General features: G+C 67.8%; 18 protein-coding genes. 11 read left to right on the top strand and 7 right to left on the bottom strand.

All coding sequences use genetic code 11. The features are described from left to right. Positions 1-32: 32 nt before the first annotated feature. A complete protein-coding gene (locus tag AC07O3_RS33495; protein WP_093082070.1) occupies positions 33-503 on the bottom strand; it encodes a helix-turn-helix transcriptional regulator in 471 nt (156 codons plus the stop codon). 143 nt (positions 504-646) lie between these two features. Here AC07O3_RS33495 and AC07O3_RS33490 point away from each other — a divergent pair, with 143 nt between their 5' ends. The 6 genes from AC07O3_RS33490 (at position 647) to AC07O3_RS33465 (ending at position 6,560) form a co-directional block, all read left to right on the top strand. Then, complete coding sequence (locus tag AC07O3_RS33490; protein ID WP_097198584.1) at positions 647-1,708, top strand: class I SAM-dependent methyltransferase; 1,062 nt, start codon at positions 647-649, stop codon at positions 1,706-1,708. A gap of 19 nt (positions 1,709-1,727) precedes the next feature. Then, positions 1,728-1,949, top strand: a complete 222-nt coding sequence (locus AC07O3_RS33485; RefSeq protein ID WP_093059467.1) for a DUF1059 domain-containing protein — start codon at positions 1,728-1,730, stop codon at positions 1,947-1,949. A gap of 164 nt (positions 1,950-2,113) precedes the next feature. Next, positions 2,114-2,617, top strand: coding sequence for a (2Fe-2S)-binding protein (locus AC07O3_RS33480; RefSeq protein ID WP_093059465.1), 504 nt, complete (start codon positions 2,114-2,116; stop codon positions 2,615-2,617). Then, positions 2,512-4,878: a xanthine dehydrogenase family protein molybdopterin-binding subunit gene (locus AC07O3_RS33475; protein ID WP_495341418.1), complete on the top strand. Its 2,367-nt coding sequence runs from the start codon at positions 2,512-2,514 to the stop codon at positions 4,876-4,878. Before AC07O3_RS33480 ends, AC07O3_RS33475 begins: the two co-directional genes overlap by 106 nt. Further along, complete coding sequence (locus AC07O3_RS33470) at positions 4,875-6,182, top strand: c-type cytochrome (protein WP_307614886.1); 1,308 nt, start codon at positions 4,875-4,877, stop codon at positions 6,180-6,182. The genes AC07O3_RS33475 and AC07O3_RS33470 overlap by 4 nt, the downstream gene beginning before the upstream one ends. A gap of 36 nt (positions 6,183-6,218) precedes the next feature. After that, the gene (locus tag AC07O3_RS33465) at positions 6,219-6,560 is read left to right on the top strand and encodes a hypothetical protein (protein WP_093059460.1); all 342 of its coding nucleotides are present in this window, start codon (positions 6,219-6,221) and stop codon (positions 6,558-6,560) included. Here the strand turns inward: AC07O3_RS33465 and AC07O3_RS33460 are convergent. Both AC07O3_RS33460 and AC07O3_RS33455 read right to left on the bottom strand, forming a co-directional pair. Further along, positions 6,523-7,731 (bottom strand): MFS transporter, encoded by a 1,209-nt coding sequence (locus tag AC07O3_RS33460; protein WP_495341417.1) that lies wholly within the window; start codon positions 7,729-7,731, stop codon positions 6,523-6,525. The two genes, AC07O3_RS33465 and AC07O3_RS33460, sit on opposite strands and share 38 nt — an antisense overlap. A gap of 148 nt (positions 7,732-7,879) precedes the next feature. After that, positions 7,880-8,545 carry an O-methyltransferase gene (locus tag AC07O3_RS33455; protein WP_495341416.1) on the bottom strand — a complete coding sequence of 222 codons (666 nt, stop codon included), beginning with the start codon at positions 8,543-8,545 and terminating at the stop codon, positions 7,880-7,882. A 37-nt stretch (positions 8,546-8,582) separates the two neighbouring features. Here AC07O3_RS33455 and AC07O3_RS33450 point away from each other — a divergent pair, with 37 nt between their 5' ends. Then, a complete protein-coding gene (locus AC07O3_RS33450; RefSeq protein ID WP_495341415.1) occupies positions 8,583-9,293 on the top strand; it encodes a TetR/AcrR family transcriptional regulator in 711 nt (236 codons plus the stop codon). Here the strand turns inward: AC07O3_RS33450 and AC07O3_RS33445 are convergent. After that, positions 9,279-10,718: an aminotransferase-like domain-containing protein gene (locus AC07O3_RS33445; protein ID WP_495341414.1), complete on the bottom strand. Its 1,440-nt coding sequence runs from the start codon at positions 10,716-10,718 to the stop codon at positions 9,279-9,281. The two genes, AC07O3_RS33450 and AC07O3_RS33445, sit on opposite strands and share 15 nt — an antisense overlap. A 215-nt stretch (positions 10,719-10,933) precedes the next feature. Here AC07O3_RS33445 and AC07O3_RS33440 point away from each other — a divergent pair, with 215 nt between their 5' ends. The 3 genes from AC07O3_RS33440 (at position 10,934) to AC07O3_RS33430 (ending at position 15,169) form a co-directional block, all read left to right on the top strand. Continuing rightward, a complete protein-coding gene (locus tag AC07O3_RS33440) occupies positions 10,934-11,176 on the top strand; it encodes a DUF2917 domain-containing protein (RefSeq protein WP_177142499.1) in 243 nt (80 codons plus the stop codon). Further along, on the top strand, positions 11,164-11,802 hold the full coding sequence (locus tag AC07O3_RS33435) for a LysE family translocator (RefSeq protein WP_495341413.1): 639 nt from the start codon (positions 11,164-11,166) through the stop codon (positions 11,800-11,802). Before AC07O3_RS33440 ends, AC07O3_RS33435 begins: the two co-directional genes overlap by 13 nt. 322 nt (positions 11,803-12,124) lie before the next feature. Then, positions 12,125-15,169: an autotransporter outer membrane beta-barrel domain-containing protein gene (locus tag AC07O3_RS33430; RefSeq protein ID WP_495341412.1), complete on the top strand. Its 3,045-nt coding sequence runs from the start codon at positions 12,125-12,127 to the stop codon at positions 15,167-15,169. Positions 15,170-15,178: 9 nt separating this feature from the next. Here the strand turns inward: AC07O3_RS33430 and AC07O3_RS33425 are convergent, their stop codons facing one another. From AC07O3_RS33425 to AC07O3_RS33415, 3 genes are read right to left on the bottom strand one after another with little or no spacing between them, the layout of a single operon-like run. Continuing rightward, positions 15,179-16,180: an alpha/beta fold hydrolase gene (locus AC07O3_RS33425; protein ID WP_495341411.1), complete on the bottom strand. Its 1,002-nt coding sequence runs from the start codon at positions 16,178-16,180 to the stop codon at positions 15,179-15,181. A gap of 23 nt (positions 16,181-16,203) precedes the next feature. Continuing rightward, a complete protein-coding gene (locus tag AC07O3_RS33420) occupies positions 16,204-17,007 on the bottom strand; it encodes a DUF1295 domain-containing protein (protein WP_495341410.1) in 804 nt (267 codons plus the stop codon). Continuing rightward, a complete protein-coding gene (locus AC07O3_RS33415; protein WP_495341409.1) occupies positions 17,004-18,047 on the bottom strand; it encodes an SAM-dependent methyltransferase in 1,044 nt (347 codons plus the stop codon). Before AC07O3_RS33415 ends, AC07O3_RS33420 begins: the two co-directional genes overlap by 4 nt. 255 nt (positions 18,048-18,302) lie before the next feature. On the opposite strand from AC07O3_RS33415, the gene AC07O3_RS33410 reads away from it, so the two are divergent. Next, on the top strand, positions 18,303-18,707 hold the full coding sequence (locus AC07O3_RS33410; RefSeq protein WP_495341408.1) for a YkvA family protein: 405 nt from the start codon (positions 18,303-18,305) through the stop codon (positions 18,705-18,707). The last annotated feature ends 120 nt before the right edge of the window (positions 18,708-18,827 follow it).

Here is an 18,827-nt window from a genome sequence, read left to right as displayed (position 1 = left end):
GCGAGGGCCGGCCGGCCCCGGCTGCTCCTTCCCTATGGGCTCCTGTCCATGCCGAGCGCGCGCATCACGGCCGCCGTGCGCGTCTCGACGCCCAGCTTCACGTACACATGCTCCAGGTGCTTGTGCACGGTGCGTGGGCTTATCTCCAGCAAGGCGGCGATCTCGGCGTCGGTCTTTCCGCGCGAGAGCCAGTGCATGACGTCGCCCTCGCGGGGCGTGAGGCCGGCAGCCGGTGCTTCGGGCAACGGCGCCTCGGCGCGGCAGGCCAGCCGGTACAGGAAGGCAACCGCCACCGCGTGCTCCAACCCCGCGCGCCGGTAGTAGTCGGCCTGCAGCGCAGCGCGGCGGAATTCGCGCCGGCCCGGCGACTTTGTCGCGATGCGGTGGATTGCGCGCAAGCCATCGTTGCCGGCGCCGTGATGCCGCACGGGCGAATGCCCGGACTCCAGTTGTTCCAGCAGGCGAAGTGCGCTCGCGCGATTGTTGCGCGTCAGGTTCGTCATGGCATGCCCCTTTCACGGTGCATACGCATTGCTGCGTATGGCGCCTGCACGCATCGAGACGCAGGATGCTTGCAGGCCCTTTGCCGCGAACAGTATAGGCAGGCGGGGGGCGCGCGGGCCGCCCACCGGCGAAGGAGATACACATGGCTATCGACGAAACACGGCTTAACGCGTTCATGGGTAACTTCGTCCACGACATCGGCGCCGTGATGCACGCGGCAACCATCGTCGTCGGCGACCAGCTCGGCCTGTACAAGGCGCTGGCCGAAGGCCCCTCCACCGCGGAGGCACTGGCCCGCCGCACCGAGACCGATCCGCGCTACCTGCGCGAATGGCTCTCGGCCCAGGCCGCCAGCGGCTACGTCGAGTACGACCCTAAGGGCGAGCTGTTCTCGCTGACCGAGGAACAGGCCTTCGCGCTCGCCGAGGAAGGCAGCCCGGCCTTCGTGCCCGGCGCCTTCCAGATCGCGGTGGCGCAGTTCAAGATCATTCCCAAGATGGTCCAGGCCATGCGCACGGGCCTGGGCATCGGCTGGCACGAGCATGATGTGGCCCTCTTCCATGGCACCGAGCGCTTCTTCCGGCCCGGCTACGCGGCCAACCTGGTGAGCCAGTGGATCCCGGCGCTCGAGGGCGTCGAGCCCCTGCTGAAGCGCGGCGCGCGCGTGGCGGACGTGGGCTGCGGGCACGGTGCATCGACGCTGCTGATGGCGCAGGCCTATCCCGAGTCCAGCTTCGTCGGCTTCGACTATCACGCGCCTTCGATCGAACGTGCCCGCGAAACGGCACGCAAGGCCGGTGTCGACGATGAAAAGCGCCTGCGCTTCGAGGTCGCGAGCGCCAAGGATTTCCCCGGAGAAAACTACGACCTCGTCGCGGTCTTCGACTGCCTGCACGACATGGGCGATCCCGTCGGCGCGGCGGCGCACGTGCGGCGAAGCCTCAAGCCGCAGGGCACCTGGATGATCGTCGAGCCCTTTGCCAACGACCGGCTGGAGGACAACATCAACCCCGTGGGGCGCGTGTTCTATTCGGCCTCGAGCTTCATCTGCACGCCTGCCTCGCGCTCGCAGGAAGTGGGCCTCTGCCTGGGTGCGCAGGCCGGCGAAGCGCGCCTTCGCGAGGTGGTCACCCAAGGCGGCTTCTCGCACTTCCGCCGCGCCAGCGAGACCCCGTTCAACCTGATCTTCGAAGCACGTCCGTAAGGACATTCCAGGAGCCACCATGTCACGCCAATACATCGACTGCCGCGAGTATCCGAGCACGACGAACTGCAGCGTCGCGCTATCTGCCGACTCCGAGAGCGAACTGCTCGATGCTGCCGTGCAGCACGCCGTGGCCGTCCACGGCCATGCCGACACGCCGGAATTGCGCACGCAGCTGGCAAGCCTGTTCAAGACCGGCACGCCGCCGCTGCAGGCACCCGCGCAGAAGGTGCCCGCCTGACGATCCTGCGCGGCGATGAATACCTTCGGGTGCTTTCGATAGGCGCCCGTCGATGAAATCCGGGTAACCCGGTTGAGCGTTGCCCTCCCCGCCAAGCGCACTTTCCGAAGTCGCGCTATGGTTCGCGCTGCCACCCACGGCGAACCAGAAAAAAGGCGGGGCCCATGATCGATCTCAACATCAACGGCCAGTCCGTTGCCCTCAACGCGCCCGAGGACATGCCCCTGCTCTGGGCATTGCGCGACATCGTCGGCCTGACCGGCACCAAGTTCGGCTGCGGCATCGCGCAGTGCGGCGCCTGCACCGTGCACCTCGACGGCCAGCCCGTGCGCTCATGCGTGCTGCCGGTCGGCTCCATCGGCAAGAAAGCCGTCACCACCATCGAAGCCGTCTCGCAGACGCCTGCGGGCAAGAGCATCCAGAAGGCCTGGCTCGATGTCGACGTGGTGCAGTGCGGCTACTGCCAGTCCGGCCAGATCATGTCGGCAGCAGCGCTGATACAGCGCACGCCCAACCCGAGCGACGCCGACATCGACCTGGCCATGTCGGGCAACGTCTGTCGATGCTGTACCTACTCGCGCATTCGTGCGGCCATCAAGCAGGCCGCCACCGGCAAGGCCGAGGTGCTGCAGTCGGTGGTCGCGATGCCGGCAAGGAGCGCATCGTGAAGGCCGCCGGCATCGGTGGCATCAGCAGGCGCGCCGCCCTGCAGGCCGGCGGCCTTGCGCTGGCTTTCACCTGGGTCGGAGGCAGCAAGGCCTTCGCCGCAATCAGCCCCAGGCAGCAGCCGGCCGACGCGGCCGCCGCGCTCGCCGACGGCAACCCGGCATTCGCGCCGAATGCCTTCATCCGCATCGATGCCGACGGCGGCGTGCGCCTCGTGATGCCGATGGCCGAGATGGGCCAGGCGATCTACACCGGCTCGGCGATGCTGCTGGCCGAGGAGCTGGGCGTCGAGCTCGACCAGGTGCGCGTGGAGCATTCGCCGCCGAACGAGGCGCTCTACGGCATGCCGCTGCTCGGCGGGCAGATTACCGGCGGCTCGACCAGCACGCGCGGCACCTATGGCGTGCTGCGCGAAGCTGGCGCCGTGGCGCGCACGCTGCTGGTGAGTGCCGCCGCCGCGCAGTGGAAGGTCGACGCTGCGAGCTGCACGGTCGCGCGCGGCGTGGTGAGCCATGCGGCATCCAGCCGGCAGCTCGGCTTCGGCGCGCTTGCCAGCGCCGCCGCCAAGCTGCCGATGCCGGAAAAGGTGACGCTGAAGGAGCCGAAGGATTTCAAGCTGATCGGCCAGCCGCTGCGGCGCGTCGACTCGGCCGGCAAGGTCAACGGCACCACCCAATTCGGCATCGACGTGCGCCTGCCGGGCATGAAGGTGGCGACGGTCAAGGCCAGCCCCACGCTCGGCGGCGTGCTGGCCTCTGTGGACGACAAGGCAGCGCGGGCGATTCCCGGCGTGATCGACGTGCTGCGCATCAAGGACGCGGTCGCAGTGGTGGGCGAGCATTTCTGGGCCGCGAAGCGGGGCCTCGATGCATTGAAGATCCAGTGGACGCCGGGGCAGAACGCCACGCTCACCACGCAGCAGTTGCGTGCGGCGCTGGCCAACGCGCTGGCGAAAGACAAGGCCATCATCGGCAAGGAAGCCGGCAAGCGGCCCGAGGGCACGCTGGTGCAGGCCACCTACGACCTTCCGATGCTGGCCCACGCGACCATGGAGCCGCTCAACACCACGGTGCACGTGCGGCCCGACCAGTGCGAGATCTGGGTTGGTACGCAGGTGCCCACGCGCTGCGTGAGCGCCGCCGCCAAGATCACCGGCCTGGCCGAAGACAAGGTCGTGGTGCACAACCAGTACCTGGGCGGCGGCTTCGGCCGACGGCTGGAGACCGATTCGGTCGAGCAGGCCGTGGCCTTCGCCAAGCAGGTGCCCTACCCGCTCAAGGTGGTGTGGACGCGCGAGGAAGACATCCGCCACGACATCGTGCGGCCGATGTACCACGACGACATCTCGGCCGTGGTCGACGGCGAGGGCCAGATCCTCTGGTTCGGCGACCGTATCTCGGGCGGCACGGTGCTGGGCCGCTGGGCTCCCGCCTTCATGGGCAAGGACGGCATGGACGGCGACCTGATCGAATGCGTTGCCGAGCCTTGCTACGACCTGCCGAACCTCAAGGTCGAATGGGTACGGCACGACATGCCGGCCGGCCTGAACGTCGGCTGGTGGCGCGGCGTGGGGCCGACGCACAACCTCTTCGTCATGGAAAGCTTCATCGACGAGCTGGCGCACCGCGCGAAGAAAGACCCGGTGGCCTACCGGCGCGCCATGCTGAAGAAGAACCCGCGCACGCTCGCGGTGCTCGACCTGGCGGCAAGCAAGATCGGCTGGGGCCAGGGCACGTTGCCGGCGCGCGTCGGGCGCGGCGTGGCCGTGGGCGATGCCTTCGGCAGCCGCGTGTGCGCCATCGTCGAGGCCGAAGTCACGCCGCAGGGCGAAGTGCGCATGCGGCGCGCGGTGGTCGGGCTCGACTGCGGCATTGCGGTGAACGCGAGCTCCATCGAGGCGCAGATCCAGGGCGGGCTGCTGTTCGGGCTGAGCTCGGCGCTGTTCAGCGAAATCACGGTGCGCGACGGCGCCATCGAGCAGAGCAACTTCCACGACTACCGGATGCTGCGCATCAACGAGGCACCGCCGATAGAGGTGCACACCCTCAAGAGCGGCGAGGCCCCCGGCGGGCTCGGCGAAGTCGGCACCGCCATTGCCGCACCGGCGCTGGCCAACGCGATCTTCGCGGCAACGGGCGTGCGCCTGCGCGAGCTGCCGGTGAACCGCGCGCTGCTGGCGCAGGACAAGGAAGCGCTGAAGAAAAAGATCGCCAGTGCCGAACCCAGCGGGCCCACCGGGCTCGGCGAAAGGAGCGCAGCATGAAGCGGCTTCTCAAACTTCTGGTGGCAGTTTTCGTCGTTGGGGCGGCGCTGTATTTCTTTTTGAACCGCACCGACAAGTCCGAGGGCGAGGCGCCCGTGCTGGCCGGCGCACCCAGCGACGCGGCGTTGCTCGTGCGCGGCGAATACCTCACCAAGGCCGCCGACTGCATCGCTTGCCACACGGTGCCCGGCGGCAAGGGGCAGCCCTTTGCAGGCGGCCTGCCCTTCGTGCTGCCCTTCGGCACGATCTACTCGTCGAACATCACCGCCGACCCGGAAACGGGCATCGGCAAATGGAGCGACGACGACTTCGTGCGCGCGCTGCACGACGGTGTGCGCGCCGACGGCAAACGCCTGTACCCGGCGTTCCCGTACACCTCGTACACCACGCTGAGCCGCAACGACGTGCTCGCGATCAAGGCTTACATCTTCAGCCTGCCCAAGGTGAACCAGCCGAACAAGGAGGCCGACCTGGGCTTCCCGTTCAACCAGCGCTGGGCCATGGGCTTCTGGAACGCGGCCTTCTTCAAGAGCAGCCGTTTCGAGGCCGACGCGTCGAAACCGCTTGCGTGGAACCAGGGCAAGTACCTCGCCACGGCGCTGGGCCACTGCGCGGAATGCCACACGCCGCGCAACTTCGCCTTCGCGATGGATGCGGGCAACAACCTCGCGGGCGAATCGATCCAGGGCTGGCGCGCCTACAACATCACGTCGGATGCGAAGAACGGCATCGGCGCGTGGAGCGATGCAGAGATTGCCTCGTACCTGACGACCGGGCACGCCGATGGCCGCGGCTCGGCCTCTGGCCCCATGGGCGAGGCGGTGGAGCACAGCCTGCAGTACCTGAAGCCGGAGGACGCCTCGGCGCTGGTGAGCTATCTGCGCACGGTGCCTGCCAAGGCCGGCAAAGACCCGATCGAGGTCGACGCAAAGGCGCCATGGGCCGTGGCCGCGAGCGCGGCGGCGCCTGCCGCCAACACGGCCGAAGGCCACGAGCAAGGCCTGAGGCTCTTCGCGGCGGCATGCGCGAGCTGCCACCAGTGGAACGGACAAGGCCAGCAGACCGCCAACGCGTCGCTGCTTGGAACACGCGGCGTGAACGACCCTGACGGCTCCAACGTCACGCAGATGATCCTGCAGGGCGTGCGGATGCACGTGCATGACAAGGAGGTCTACATGCCGGCGTTCGGCAAGGCCTACACCGACACAGAAGTTGCGGCGCTCGCCAACTACGTCATCGCGCAGTTCGGCAACAAGCAGGGCACGGTGACGCCGGAATTCGTTGCAAAGCAGCGCACGCGCTAGCTGGATGGGGCGCAGCGCCGCATCTAAACTGAGTTCATGAAAAAGACCGGGGAAGTTCAACGCTGCCTGCAGCCCGTGGTGGAGCTCCGAAAGGAAGCGGCGGCGTACGCGTATTCCGTTCGCGCGCCGCGGTCCAAGGGCGTGATACCGCCCAGTTCGTACCGCGACGGCGGCTTCGCCACGCTTGCCGACTGCCTGAGCGACGTGGCGCGGGCGCTCGGTGGCGACTTCTCACGCATCTACGTGCGGCTCGACGGCCTTTGCGTCGGGGAGCGCGACATCGCGGAATTGCGCCTGGAGCCGGAGAAGGTCGCGGCCGCTTTGAAGGCGGCCTGCGAAATCAACCTGGAGCAACTCTCTGCACCTGGCGGAGACTGATCGCAATCACAAGACCCGCCGCCGCAGCACCTGCGCCGATGAGGAAGACGCCGCTGTAACCCGCCCGGTCGGCCAGAAGCCCGGCCACGGGACCCGTCAGGCCGTAGGCGATGTCCTGGAATGCCGAGAACCCGCCCAGCGCTGTGCCGCGCAGATGCGGCTCCACAAGGCGCACGACTTCGCGCCCCATGGCCGGAAAGATCATCGAGCAGCCGAGCCCTGTGAGAAACGCGCCGACAAGGGCAAGCACCGGATCGGTCGCACTCCAGATCAGGACCTGACCGAGCGTCTCGACGGCGAGCGATCCGATCGCCACGGGCAGGCCGCCCACGCGGTCCGGCAGATGGCCGAAGAGCACGCGGACCAGAACGAATCCGCTGCCGAAGGCTGTCAGGCCCAGCCCGGCATAGCGCCAGTGCTGATCCAGAAAATGGAGCGTGAAGAACGCCCCGATCGCGGCGAAGCCGATGCCCTGGAGGCAGACGATGGAACCGTGCGGCCAGATCCTGCCGATCACGCGCCAGAACGGCGGGCGCTCTGTGCCAGGGTGCGCGGCAACGCCTGCGATGCGCCAGACGGTCAGCAGCCCGAGGCAGGGCAGGATCGCACTGACGCCCATCGCGCCGGCAAATCCGAACCGGTCGAGCAATGCCAGGCCGATGGGCCCGCCAACTGCCAGAGCGCCGTAGATGGCGGCGCCAACCAATGCCAGCACCTGCCCCGAACGGGCGGGGCCGACGAGGCCGATGCCCCAGCCGATCACGCCGACCGCGACAAGGCTCTCGCCAAGCCCGATGAGCAGCCGGCCAGCGATGAGGACAAGAAAGGCCGTCCACGGCGCCAGGAACGACAGCCCCGCAATCAGCGAGACCACCGCCCCGCCCACATAGAAAGCCAGCCCGCGCGCCACCGCGACCTTGGCCCCGCGACGGTCCGAAAGGCTGCCGGCATGCGCCCGGCTGACGACAGTCGCAAGAAAGGCGATGCCGACGCCGAGCCCGGCCCACACATTGCCGAGCCCCAGCCGCCCGGTCACGAAGATCGGCACGATGGGCAATGACATGCCGACGCAAAGATAGGAAATGAAGAGGATGGCCGTCAGCAGCAGAAGGCGGCCCTGCGCCGCGTGGCGCGTCGATGTTGTTGTCGACTGCGTCGATTGAGAAGTCATGGTGTTGTCCAGGCTGTTCCCCATCGACGGAAGCGCGCAGGCAAACGCACTCCGATCGACGAGGATCGTTGAGTGCGTTGCTTGACGTCAGACGCTTACGGCCAGTGCGACTGGCACGGCGGACGCAGTGTCCGCGCTGGTGTTGTTGTCAGCCGAGCCGCATCGACAGCTCGACATCTCCGCCGAACGGCGTGGACATGTAGCCCGCTTCAGGCGAGCGCACGTGCGCCAGGTAGTCGGGGCTGTAGTCGGCGTTGTCGGCGACGATGAAAGCGCCCGGCCGGAGGCGGCTTTCAACCAGCTCCAGGATCTCGGGATAGAGCGCCTTGGCACCGTCGAGCAGCAGCAGGTCGATCGATTCCGGGAGGTCAGCGCTCAGCGTCTGCAGCGCGTCTCCCTCGCGGATTTCGACCAGGTCGTCGAGGCCGCCGGCCGCCAGGTTCTGGCGAGCCCTCGCCACCTTGGACGGCTCGAACTCGGTGGTGATGAGGCGGCCGCCACCGTTGTCCCGAAGGGCCGCGGCGAGGTGCAGGGTCGAGATGCCGAACGAGGTGCCGAACTCGACGACGGTTCGCGCGCCGCTGTTGCGCGCCAGCATGTAGAGCAGCGCGCCCGTCTCGCGCGAGACGGGGAGCGGAACGTCCTTCAGCTTTGCGTAGAAGTCGAGGTAGTCGGTCTTGCTGCGCATCAGGCGCGTGCGCTCTTCGCTGGAGAGATCAGCGACCGCGGAGCTCATTGCAGACGACGCGGCGGCGGCCTCTTCGAACAGGCGCTCCAGCAAGGGCTCGAGCGGTGTGGTGGTCAGGGTTGTCACAGGGGTCTTCGTGTTGGAGTGAACGAGTGCTCATAATATGAAGGAACATTCACATTTTCTATTCGCGTTGCGAGCCCCACCGATGACCGAACGCCGAAGCTCACAAATCTCCTCTAGAAGACAGCCAAAGCAGGCCCGCTCGACCGGGCTCGTCGCCACGATCCTCGAAGCCGCCCTTCAGGTTTTGGCGAAGGAAGGCGCAAACCGCTTCACCACCACGCGAGTGGCCGAGAGGGCCGGCGTCAGTGTCGGGTCGGTGTATCAGTACTTTCCGAACAAGGCGTCGATCCTCTTTCGCCTGCAGAGCGACGAATGGCGGCAGACGACGGAGATGCTGTGCGGCATCCTCGAAGACGCACAAAGGCCGCCGCTGGAGCGGCTGCGCATGCTGGTGCACGCCTTCATCCGCTCGGAGTGCGAAGAAGCCGGAATGCGCGTGGCGCTCAGCGACGCCGCCCCGCTCTACCGGGACGCACCCGAGGCGCATGAGGCCAGGGCCGCCGGAGACCGCACCGTGCAGGCCTTCATGCAGGAGGCCCTGCCCGATGCCTCCGAAGCCACGCGCGCGTTGGCCGGCGACCTGATCACGACGACATTCAGCGCGGTGGGAAAGCAGTTCTCGGAAAGCCCGCGAACCGACGCGGAGATCGAAGCCTATGCAGACGCCATGGCCGACATGTTCTGCGCGTACCTCCAAAGCCTCGGGCACGGCCAGAAGAAACGCACCGGCCGTTCAGCGCGGCGTTGACATGGCCTCCGCCAACGCGCCCACACGCCGCAGTGCATGGCGATGGGCGTCGTCCCAGCGGCCGGCGAGCCCCAGCCGGATGCAGTGGCGAAAGTGGTTCGTGGCGCTGAACATCGTGCCTGGAGCAATGACGATGCCCTCGGCAAGACAGGCCTGGAACAGCGCGAGCGAATCGGTGCCGTGCGGCAGTTCGACCCACAGGATGAACCCGCCCGGAGGATCGGTGACGCGCGTGCCCTTCGGAAAGTGCTGTGCGATGAGCCCCCGCACTTCATCGACGCGCGCCGCGATGGTCGAGCGCATCTGGCGGTAGTTGGCCTCGATGCCCGGCTGCATCAGCAGGTCGGCCATTGCACGCTGCAGCATCGCCGACTGGCTGCCGCTGGTCACCTGCTTCATGCGCGCGACCTTCGTACCCCAGCGCCCGGCATCGACCCAGCCTAATCGCAGCCCGGGTGCGACCGTCTTGGAGAACGAGGAGCACAGCATCACGTGCCCCGTGGTGTCGAAGGAGCGCACGGCACGACGCTGCTCGTCCTGCTCGGCAAGGTCGTTGTAGGTGACGTCCTCGATCAGCGGGATACCGCGTTCGGCAACCATCTGCGCGAGGCGGCGCCGGTCGGCCGGCGGCATGCTCGCGCCCATCGGGTTCGAGAGCGTGGGTACGGCGAGCACGGCTTTCACCGGCTGCGTTTCGAAGGCCAGCTGCAGCGCGTCAAGCGAGAGCCCGGTGCGCGGATGCGTCGGAATTTCCAGCGCACGCAGGTGCAGGTCTTCGAGGATTTCGAGAAAGCTGAAGAGCGTCGGCGATTCGAGCGCGACCACGTCGCCGGGCTGCGTTACCGCGCGCAGGCAGAGCGTGATCGATTCGAGGCAGCTGTTCGTCACGACGATGTCGCGCGCGTCGAGCTGGCAGCCCATGCGCAGCGCATGGCGCGCAATCGCGCGGCGCAGGCTCTCATCGCCGGAGCCGACGATGTATTGGGTGAGCGTTGCGCGATGGCGCTGCATGGCGCGGCTGGTTGCGCGGCGCACGCGCTCTTCGGCAAACAGGTCGGCGCTCGGGCATGCGGCGCCGAAGGAAACGTAGCCCGGGTCGTGCGCGAGCTGCATCACGCGCGCTGCGAGCGAACTGACGTCCACTGCCATCGAGTCCGCAGGCGGGTTCGAGGTTTCTGGCTCGGGCGGCCTCGGCGGGCGGGCCGCGACGAAGTAGCCCGAGCGCGGCCGCGCGACGATCAGGCGCGAATCCTCCAGCATGCGATAGGCCTGCACCACCGTGCCCAGCGACACGCTGTGATGCCGCGCCAGTTCGCGCACCGACGGAATGCGCTCGCCCCGCGCGAGCGTGCCGGCGCGGATCGGCATGGCGATCGATTCGGCGATCTGCAGGTACAGCACCTCGGCTTGGTCGTGCTCGGGCATGGCCGCATTCTGTACCGCACCAGCGCGGCCCGACAGGTACAGATGACGGCCGCCGCGACTGGCACAGATGCGGCTGCGCCCAGTCTGTACCACTCCAGATGGCGAATGCCTGTGGCTGTGCGACTTGGGGCCCGATCTTTACTGTCGAGTCCATGAACACACTCACTCACACCCCATCGCCCGGAACACGCCACGGCGCATCCGCCCCGTCTCTCATGACGCTACCCATCGGCGAGGCGCGCACGCTGCGCCACCGCGCCGGCGCACGCCTCGAAGTGACGAGCGGCCGCGTGTGGCTCACCGAACCCGGCGACCTCGACGACCACTTCGTCGCCAGCGGCGAATCGCTGCTGCTGCATCACAACGGACCGGTCGTGGTGCAGAGCGATGGCGCAAGCGCCGCAGTGCTGCGCATCGTCACGTCGTCTTCCGCACGGAGGCTGCCATGGTCCCCCTGACCGATCTGGCGATCTTTGCCGGTGCCGTGGTTCTGCTGGCCATCACGCCCGGGCCCAACATGGTGTATCTGATCTCGCGGTCGATCTGCCAGGGCCGACAGGCCGGTTTTGTTTCGCTGCTCGGCGTGCTCGCCGGATTCATCGCGCACATGATGGCGGCTGCACTGGGCTTGTCGGCGCTGTTCCTGACCGTGCCGCTGGCGTATGAGCTGCTGAAGTGGGCGGGCGCTGTGTACCTGGCGTACCTGGCCTGGCAGGCTGTTCGGCCCGGCGCGCGCTCGCCGTTCCAGGGGCGGCAGCTGCCGCATGACTCGCCCCGCAAGCTCTTCGTCATGGGGTTGCTGACGAACCTGCTGAATCCGAAGGTCGCGTTCTTCTATCTCTCGCTGTTCCCGCAGTTCATTTCGCCGGAGCACGGCTCCTTGTTCGCGCAGAGCCTGATGCTCGGCGCCACGCAGATCGCGATCAGCTTTGTCGTGCTGCTGACCATGGCGATGTCTGCCTCCCGCATTGCCGGATGGTTCGAGCACAACCCGCATTGGCTGGCCGTGCAGCGCTATGCGATGGGCTCGGTGCTGGCCGGCCTGGCCGCGCGCCTGGCGATCTCCCAAAGGCCGGGCGCTTAGCTCGCCTTGCGGGCGGATCTTTGTATCCGCCACGAATCATTGGTTACTTTCAGACGCAGTTCAGGGTAGACCTGCGTCAGACGGCGCTGCGCCTGTAGTGCCGTAGGCCTCAGTACGCAGCCTCGGGACGGGCCTGGTGCTCCCGTTCCTCGCCAATCACTCCCTCAGGGGGTACCCGCTTTCAGGCATATCGCCAGCGTGTACGCGTACTTACATTTTTGACTTGTAAATGGAAAACGACGGAACGCGCAGACGCAAGAGAGAGCGCACCTGCGCACGGGAGCCTGCCTGTCAGGTAACAACAAACGAACAAATTGAAGCCATGAACAAGATTTTTCGCACCCTCTGGAATCCAACGCTCGGCACTTGGGTAGCCGCTCCTGAGACATCTCGCGGCCACGCGCGATCGGCCAGACTAGGCGAACTGGGGGCCGTCGCCGTCGCGGTGCTGCTCCTGGGCGCCGGGCCGGCGATGGCGGCCGGCGGCGCGGGCGGCCAGCCCGTCGGCGACCCTTCGCTGCACGCCGGCGCGGGCGGCAGCAACGGCAGCGGTGGCAGCGGCGGGCTCAACGACACCACGGTGGGTGCGAACGGCGGAGCCGGCGGATCGTCGACCGATGCCGGCGTTACGGCGGGCTCCACGGCCAACATCGGCTCCTTCGCCGGTGCCACCGCGGGCACGGGCGGCGCGGCGGGCACGACCAGCAACGTCGTCAGCCCCGGCGTGCTGCAGGGAGACAACGGCGGCGCGGGCCAATCGCAGACCGGCGACGCAGCCAACGGCAACGGGTACGGCGGCGGCGGTGGCGGCGGATTCCAGGGCTCGTCGATCGGCAGCGCCGTTACCTCCTCTTCCAACAGCTACACCGGCGGCACCGGAGGCCTGGGCGGCAACGGTTATTGGGCTGCCGGCGGCGGCGGCGCGGGCGGCTTCGGCTCCATCCTCATCGGGCCCACCGGCAACTACACGGCCTCCGGCAGTTCCACGGGCGGCGCGGGCGGCAATGGCGGCAATGCCTTCTCGCAAGCCGGCGGCGGCGGCAGCGGCGGCGGCGGGTTCTTCCTGAATGCCACGACGGCGGGGCTCACCTTCACCAACAGCGGCACCATCGCTGGCGGTGCGGGCGGCACCGGCGGGGCAGAACTGCTGCCGGCGCGCAGCAACGCATCGGGCGGCGGCGGCGGGGCCGGCGGCAACGGCATCACGCTGGCCGGCAGCGCGGTGTCGGTGACCAACACCGGCACGGTCACTGGTGGCGCAGGGGGTGCAGGCGGAGCCGGTGGCGGCGGCGCGGGCGGCACCGGTGCGCCGGGGGCCGGCGGCGACGGCGGCATCGGCCTGTTGGCCACGGGCGTCAGCGCAACGATCACCAACAGCGGCACCATCACCGGCGGGGCCGGCAGCACCGGTGGCGCCAACAGCAACGGAGGCGCGAGCGGCGCCAACGGTGTGGGCGGCGTTGGCGTGATGGGCGCCAACCTCACCATTGCCAACAGCGGCGCCATCTCGGGCGGGCTGGCCGGCGACGGCCTCACCCGTGCGTCGGCCGTGGAATTCACCGGCGGCAGCAACAGCCTGACCCTGAACGCCGGCGCCGCGCTGACCGGCGCGGTTGCCATCGACAGCGGCGCCACCGCCAGCGTGATTGCCGGCGCCGATGGCCTGAGCATGAGCAATGCCCTGCTGCTGGGCGGCACGGGCACCATCAACACCAACGGCCACGACATGGGCTGGTCGGGCCCGATCTCGGGCGCCGGCGACCTGGTGAAGAGCGGTGCAGGCACCCTGACCCTGGCCGGCGCCAACATCTACACCGGCGCCACCAACGTCGCCGCCGGCACCTTGCGCGCCGGTGCGGCCAACGCACTCAGCAGCGCCAGCGCGTTCACGGTCGCATCGGGCGCCACGCTCGACCTGGCCGGCCGGAGCCAGACCATCGCGTCGATGACCAACGGCGGCACCGTCTCGCTGGTGGGCACCGTGCCCGGCACCACCCTCACGGTGACCGGTCCGTGGGTGGGCAGCGGCGGCACGCTGCGCCTTGGCACGGCGCTGGGCGACAGCAGCAGCGCAAGCGACCGGCTGATCCTCAGCGGCAGCACCGCCATTGCCAGCGGCACGACCAACGTGCAGATCACCAACCTCGGAGGCCTGGGCGCGCTGACCAGCGGCAGCGGCATCGAAGTCGTCAGCGCGCTGAACGGAGCGACGACCACCGCACAGACCACGAAGAGCGCCTTCGCCCTGGCGGGCGGCCACGTCGATGCCGGCGCCTACGAGTACCGGCTGTACGCCGCCGACGCAAGTGGCGCGGGCGAGAACTGGTACTTGCGCTCCACTGCCACCGTCGTTCCACCGGCCAGTGGTGGCGGAAGCGGCGGCGGCGTGACCGTGCCCACCTACCGCACCGAAGTGCCGCTCTACGCCGCGCTGCCCGAGCAGTTCCGCCAGTCCAACCTGGCGATGCTCGGCAACATGCATCAGCGCGTCGGCGACGACGGCCCGACCGGCGCCAACACCGCCACGCCAGACCAGGGCTACCGCCAGGCCTGGGCCCGCATCATCAGCACCGACCGCACCATCAGCCAGAGCGGCACCGTCAGCCCCACCAGCAAGGGGCGCCTCACGGGCTTCCAGGCCGGCACCGACCTGTGGGCCGATGCCAACTGGCGCGCCGGCGTCTACGTCGGCCAGCTCGACGGCGACATGAGCGTGACCGGCTTCGCGCGCGGCATCGTGAACTACGCAGCCGGCTCCAACGACCTGCGCAGCCAGTACCTGGGCGCCTACGCCACCTGGAAGAACGACAGCGGCCTGTACGTCGACGGCGTGCTGCAGGCCGGGCGCCACCGCTACACCGTGTCGCCCACGCTGGGCTTCGGCAGCTCCGGCAAGGGCAGCAGCCTGCTGGCCTCCATCGAGGTCGGCCAGGCCTTCAACATCGCCCCGGGCTGGACCATCGAGCCCCAGTTGCAGTTGGTGCACCAGCGCGTGAACCTCGACGACGGCAGCATCACGGGCGCCCTGGTGCAACAAGACAGCCACAACGGCTGGCTGGCGCGCGCGGGCGTGCGGGTCAAGGGCGAGATCGCTACATCCGCCGGCCTGCTGCAGCCCTATGTGCGGGCCAATGTCTACCGCAGCAGCAGCGGCACCGACGTCAGCCGCTTCATCGGCCCGGCCGCGTACACCGACATCGCCACCCGCACAGGCGGCACGAGCACCGAGCTAGCGGTGGGCGCCACGCTGCAGCTGACGCCGAGCACCAGCGTGTATGCGGAACTCGGCAAGCTGTGGGACTCGGGTGGCGCGACGCGCACGAAGAGCGGAGTCAACGGCAGCGTGGGCGTGAAGATCCGCTGGTGAGGCGCGGCGTCAGTGCGACCCGTTGTCGCGGTCCGCACGGACCGTTTCGACGACTGACAGCACCGCGTCGATCACCGCAGCCGGGTCGTCGAACTGGATGTCGTGCCCGGCGTTCGGCAACAGCCGGTGCGTGCTGCGCGAGGACCATGTCGCCATGTCCTCGTGCAGCTTCTCCCAGATGGCCTGCACCTGCTTGCCCTGCTCGGGCGTGATCTTCATTCCCCGGAGTTCCGCTTCGGTGTAAGGCGCCATCGCGGTGAGCACCACCAGCGGGCGGCTGCCCAAGTTCCGGAAGGCACCGGCCTCGGCGAGCGACGCATCGGTCGCATCGCTCTCCGCCAGCTGCGTGACCATCGACTTCGGCGCAAAGGCGTGAACCGCCTGCGCATCGCGCGCCGTCTGGTTCGGAGCCTGCGGCAAGAGCGAGGGGGCCGCCGCGCGCAACAGGCCGGACCACGCAAGCCACACGGCGATGCGAGACCGCAACGACCGCGTCTCCGTCATGAAAGCCGCGACACGCGCGACCTGGTCCGGATGCGATGGGTCGACAAGAACCAGCCCCGCCACCTCGGCGCCGAAGTACTTCGTGAAGCTCGTCGCATAAAGACCGCCCAGCGACTGGCCGACCAGCACGAAGGGGCCGTGCTCGCCCGCACGGGTCAGGGCCTCGTGAAGGTCTTGCGCCACCTGCCTGGCGCTATAGGGCGCATCCGAAGCGTCGCTCCACATCAAGCCCGCACGGCTGTACGAGCACGCACGCGTGTGTGCCGCGACCTTCGACTGCACGGCCGACCAGCTCAACGAACCGTCGACGCTCAGCCCCGCCTCGAACACGACAGTGGGCGAGCCCGAGCCCCGGCAATCCAGCTGGATTTTTCGCCCGCCGATGTCGACCATCTTCCCCGGCGCGGGAAAGTCGCGCACCGCGCGGTAGCGGCCGACCTGCTCGTACACCACGCCCACGAGGACGACCAGCACGACGATTGCCGTGCTCCAGAGGACGATGCGCATCAGCAGACTTTTGAACGAGGGCTTCACTGATCCGGATAGTGCCACCGCCGCACCGGCCCCGGAACAAAGGCATTGGTGCGCGCGATGTACTCGCGGTATGCGGGGCGACGCTCGCCGATGTCGGCCTCGAGCATGCGCACGCCCGAGACCTTGAGCAGCAGCCACGTCATGAGCAGCGGCGACACCACGCTCCACGCGCCGCTCCACCCTGCCCCGCCCATGGCCATCAGCCAGATGCCCCACCAGACGCAGGCCTCACCGAAGTAGTTAGGGTGCCGCGTGTAGCGCCACAGGCCGCGGTCCATTACCTGGCCCGCATTCTTCGGGTCGGACCTGAAGCGCGCCATCTGCGCATCGCCGATGGCCTCGAAGAAGATGCCGAACAGCGCCAGCGCCGCGCCCAACACATCGAGCACGCCCAGCGGTCGTGCCGCCAACATGCCCGGCAGAAAAGGCGCGGAGACGATCCACGCCAGCACCGCCTGCAAGGCGAACACGAGATACAGGCTCCTGAAGCCGAAGTTCGGCTGGTTGCGCGCGCGAATCGCCTGATAGCGCCGGTCCTCGCCATGACCCCAGTTGCGCCAGGTGATGTACAGACACAGCCGCACCGCCCACGCCGCGCCGAGCACGGCCATCCACAACCCGCGCACCGTCTGCACCGGCAGCAGCGCGAAATACACGAGGCCCGCGCCCACGATGAAGACCGGCCACATGCGATCGACTAGGCTGGCGTCGTGGCGCACGAGGCTCACCACCCACGTCAGCAGCGCCAGCGATACGGTCCATGCCAGGCCCGCCAGCGCTACCTCTGCCACGCCGCTCATGCCCTGCGCTCGAACAGATAGTGGCTCACCCACCAGCGCTGCCCATGGTCGAAGCCGAACAGCTCCGCCACCGACATGAAGAACAGCCGCCAGCGCGTCCACCACACATTGGCCTCGGCGCCGTACGTGGCCTGGAACAGCGGACGCAGCGCGTCGCGGCGATCGTCCATGTTGCGCAACCAGGCCTCGGCCGTGCGCTGGTAATGACTGCCCTCCCACCGCCAGCGGCGCAGCAGCCGCAAGTCGTCCTGGCAGTGCAGCGCCAGATCGTCGCTGGGCATCATGCCGCCGGAGAAAAAGTACTTGCTCATCCAATCGCTCGGGTCGCGCACCTCGAAAGGGTACGGCGCCTCACGATGGGCAAACACATGCATGAAGAAGCGCCCCCCGGGCTTGAGCCAGCGCGCCACGTTGGCAAACGCCTGCGGCCAGTTGCGCAGGTGCTCGAACATCTCGACGGACACCACCCGGTCGAATCGTTCGTCGGTGTCGAAGACGTTGATGTCGCGCGTCAGCACGCGCACGTTGCCCAGCCCCCGCTGCGCCGCCTGCGTCTCGATGTACTCGCGCTGCGAATTCGAATTCGACAGCGCCGTGATCCGGCTGCCCGGATAGCGCTCGGCCATCCACAGCGTGAGTGAACCCCAGCCACAGCCCAGCTCCAGCACGTCTTGCCCGTTGCCCAGGCTGGCCCGTTCGCAGGTGGCGGCCAGCGCGGCGGACTCGGCATCTTCCAGCGTGCGGGTGCCCTCGGGCCAGTAGCAGCTGCTGTACTTGCGGTGATTGCCCAGCACCTCAGCGAAGAAGGCGGCGGGGACTTCGTAGTGCTGTTCGTTGGCTTTCTCGGGCAGGGGTGCCAGGTTCTCAGCGGCCATACGGGCGACGAAGTCTTGCGTCAGATCGGCCACGGCCAGGGCGTTGCCGGCGTGCAGTTCGGCGAGCCGGTCTTTCAACAGGCGGCGGATGCCCTGGCGGACGACGGTGTCGGGCACCAGGCCCTTTTCGACCCAGCGGATGGCGAATGCGATGTCCTGCGGCATGTGCGGGTTCCTCGTTGGGGGCACTTCGGAGTGTGCGCCGTAGGTACGTGTACGCGGCTGGATGGGTTTTGGATGAGGCTTTGCCAATTGTGGACGTCAGTACCAAGAACGGTCGTTTGAGATCAGGCTCCGCCCCCGCTTCAGGCTCGTCGCTGTCGTTCGATAGGGTGTGCGCGGACGGGTACTATCGGCGATCAGCAGTCCTTCGAAGCCGCGGGCAGAGTTCGGCCACGTGACCCTGGCATGCTTGCGCCCATGCGAATCAGCGACAACTTGAAGACTTGGGCCAAGCGAATCAAACGCGACGGCATGACGCTTTGGTTTGCAGGCAAAAATCCTCGAACGCCTTGGTACGCGAAGGCGTTGGGTGTTTTTGTGGTGGCCTATGCGCTGAGTCCCATTGACCTGATTCCAGACTTTATCCCCGTGCTGGGCTACGTCGATGACGTTCTGCTACTTCCCGTCTTAATCTGGCTGACCATCAGGCTGCTGCCGCCTGAAGTCCTCGCGGAATGTCGCAGCCAAGCAGACGAGTGGATGCAGACGAAGGGCTCGAAGCCAAGCAGCAGGGCCGGCGCACTCCTCGTCGCGGTCCTGTGGCTGGCCGTGGGCGCAGCAGTATGGTTTTGGCTTAAACCGCATCTATACGTTCTTGAATGACGGCTTCGGAGAAAAACGTACGGCCGTGTTGGGCCCGTTGCTCTCCTTCGACGGCTTGGGAAGCGGACCTTAGAACTCACCATCTTGGGCTCTTGAGCGGCGGCGGAATGCGGTTCAAGG

The sequence above is a fragment of the Variovorax sp. GW821-FHT09D05 genome (assembly GCF_059416325.1).
Note: the sequence above shows the minus strand (reverse complement) of the source record. Positions and strands in the feature narration are given on the sequence as shown.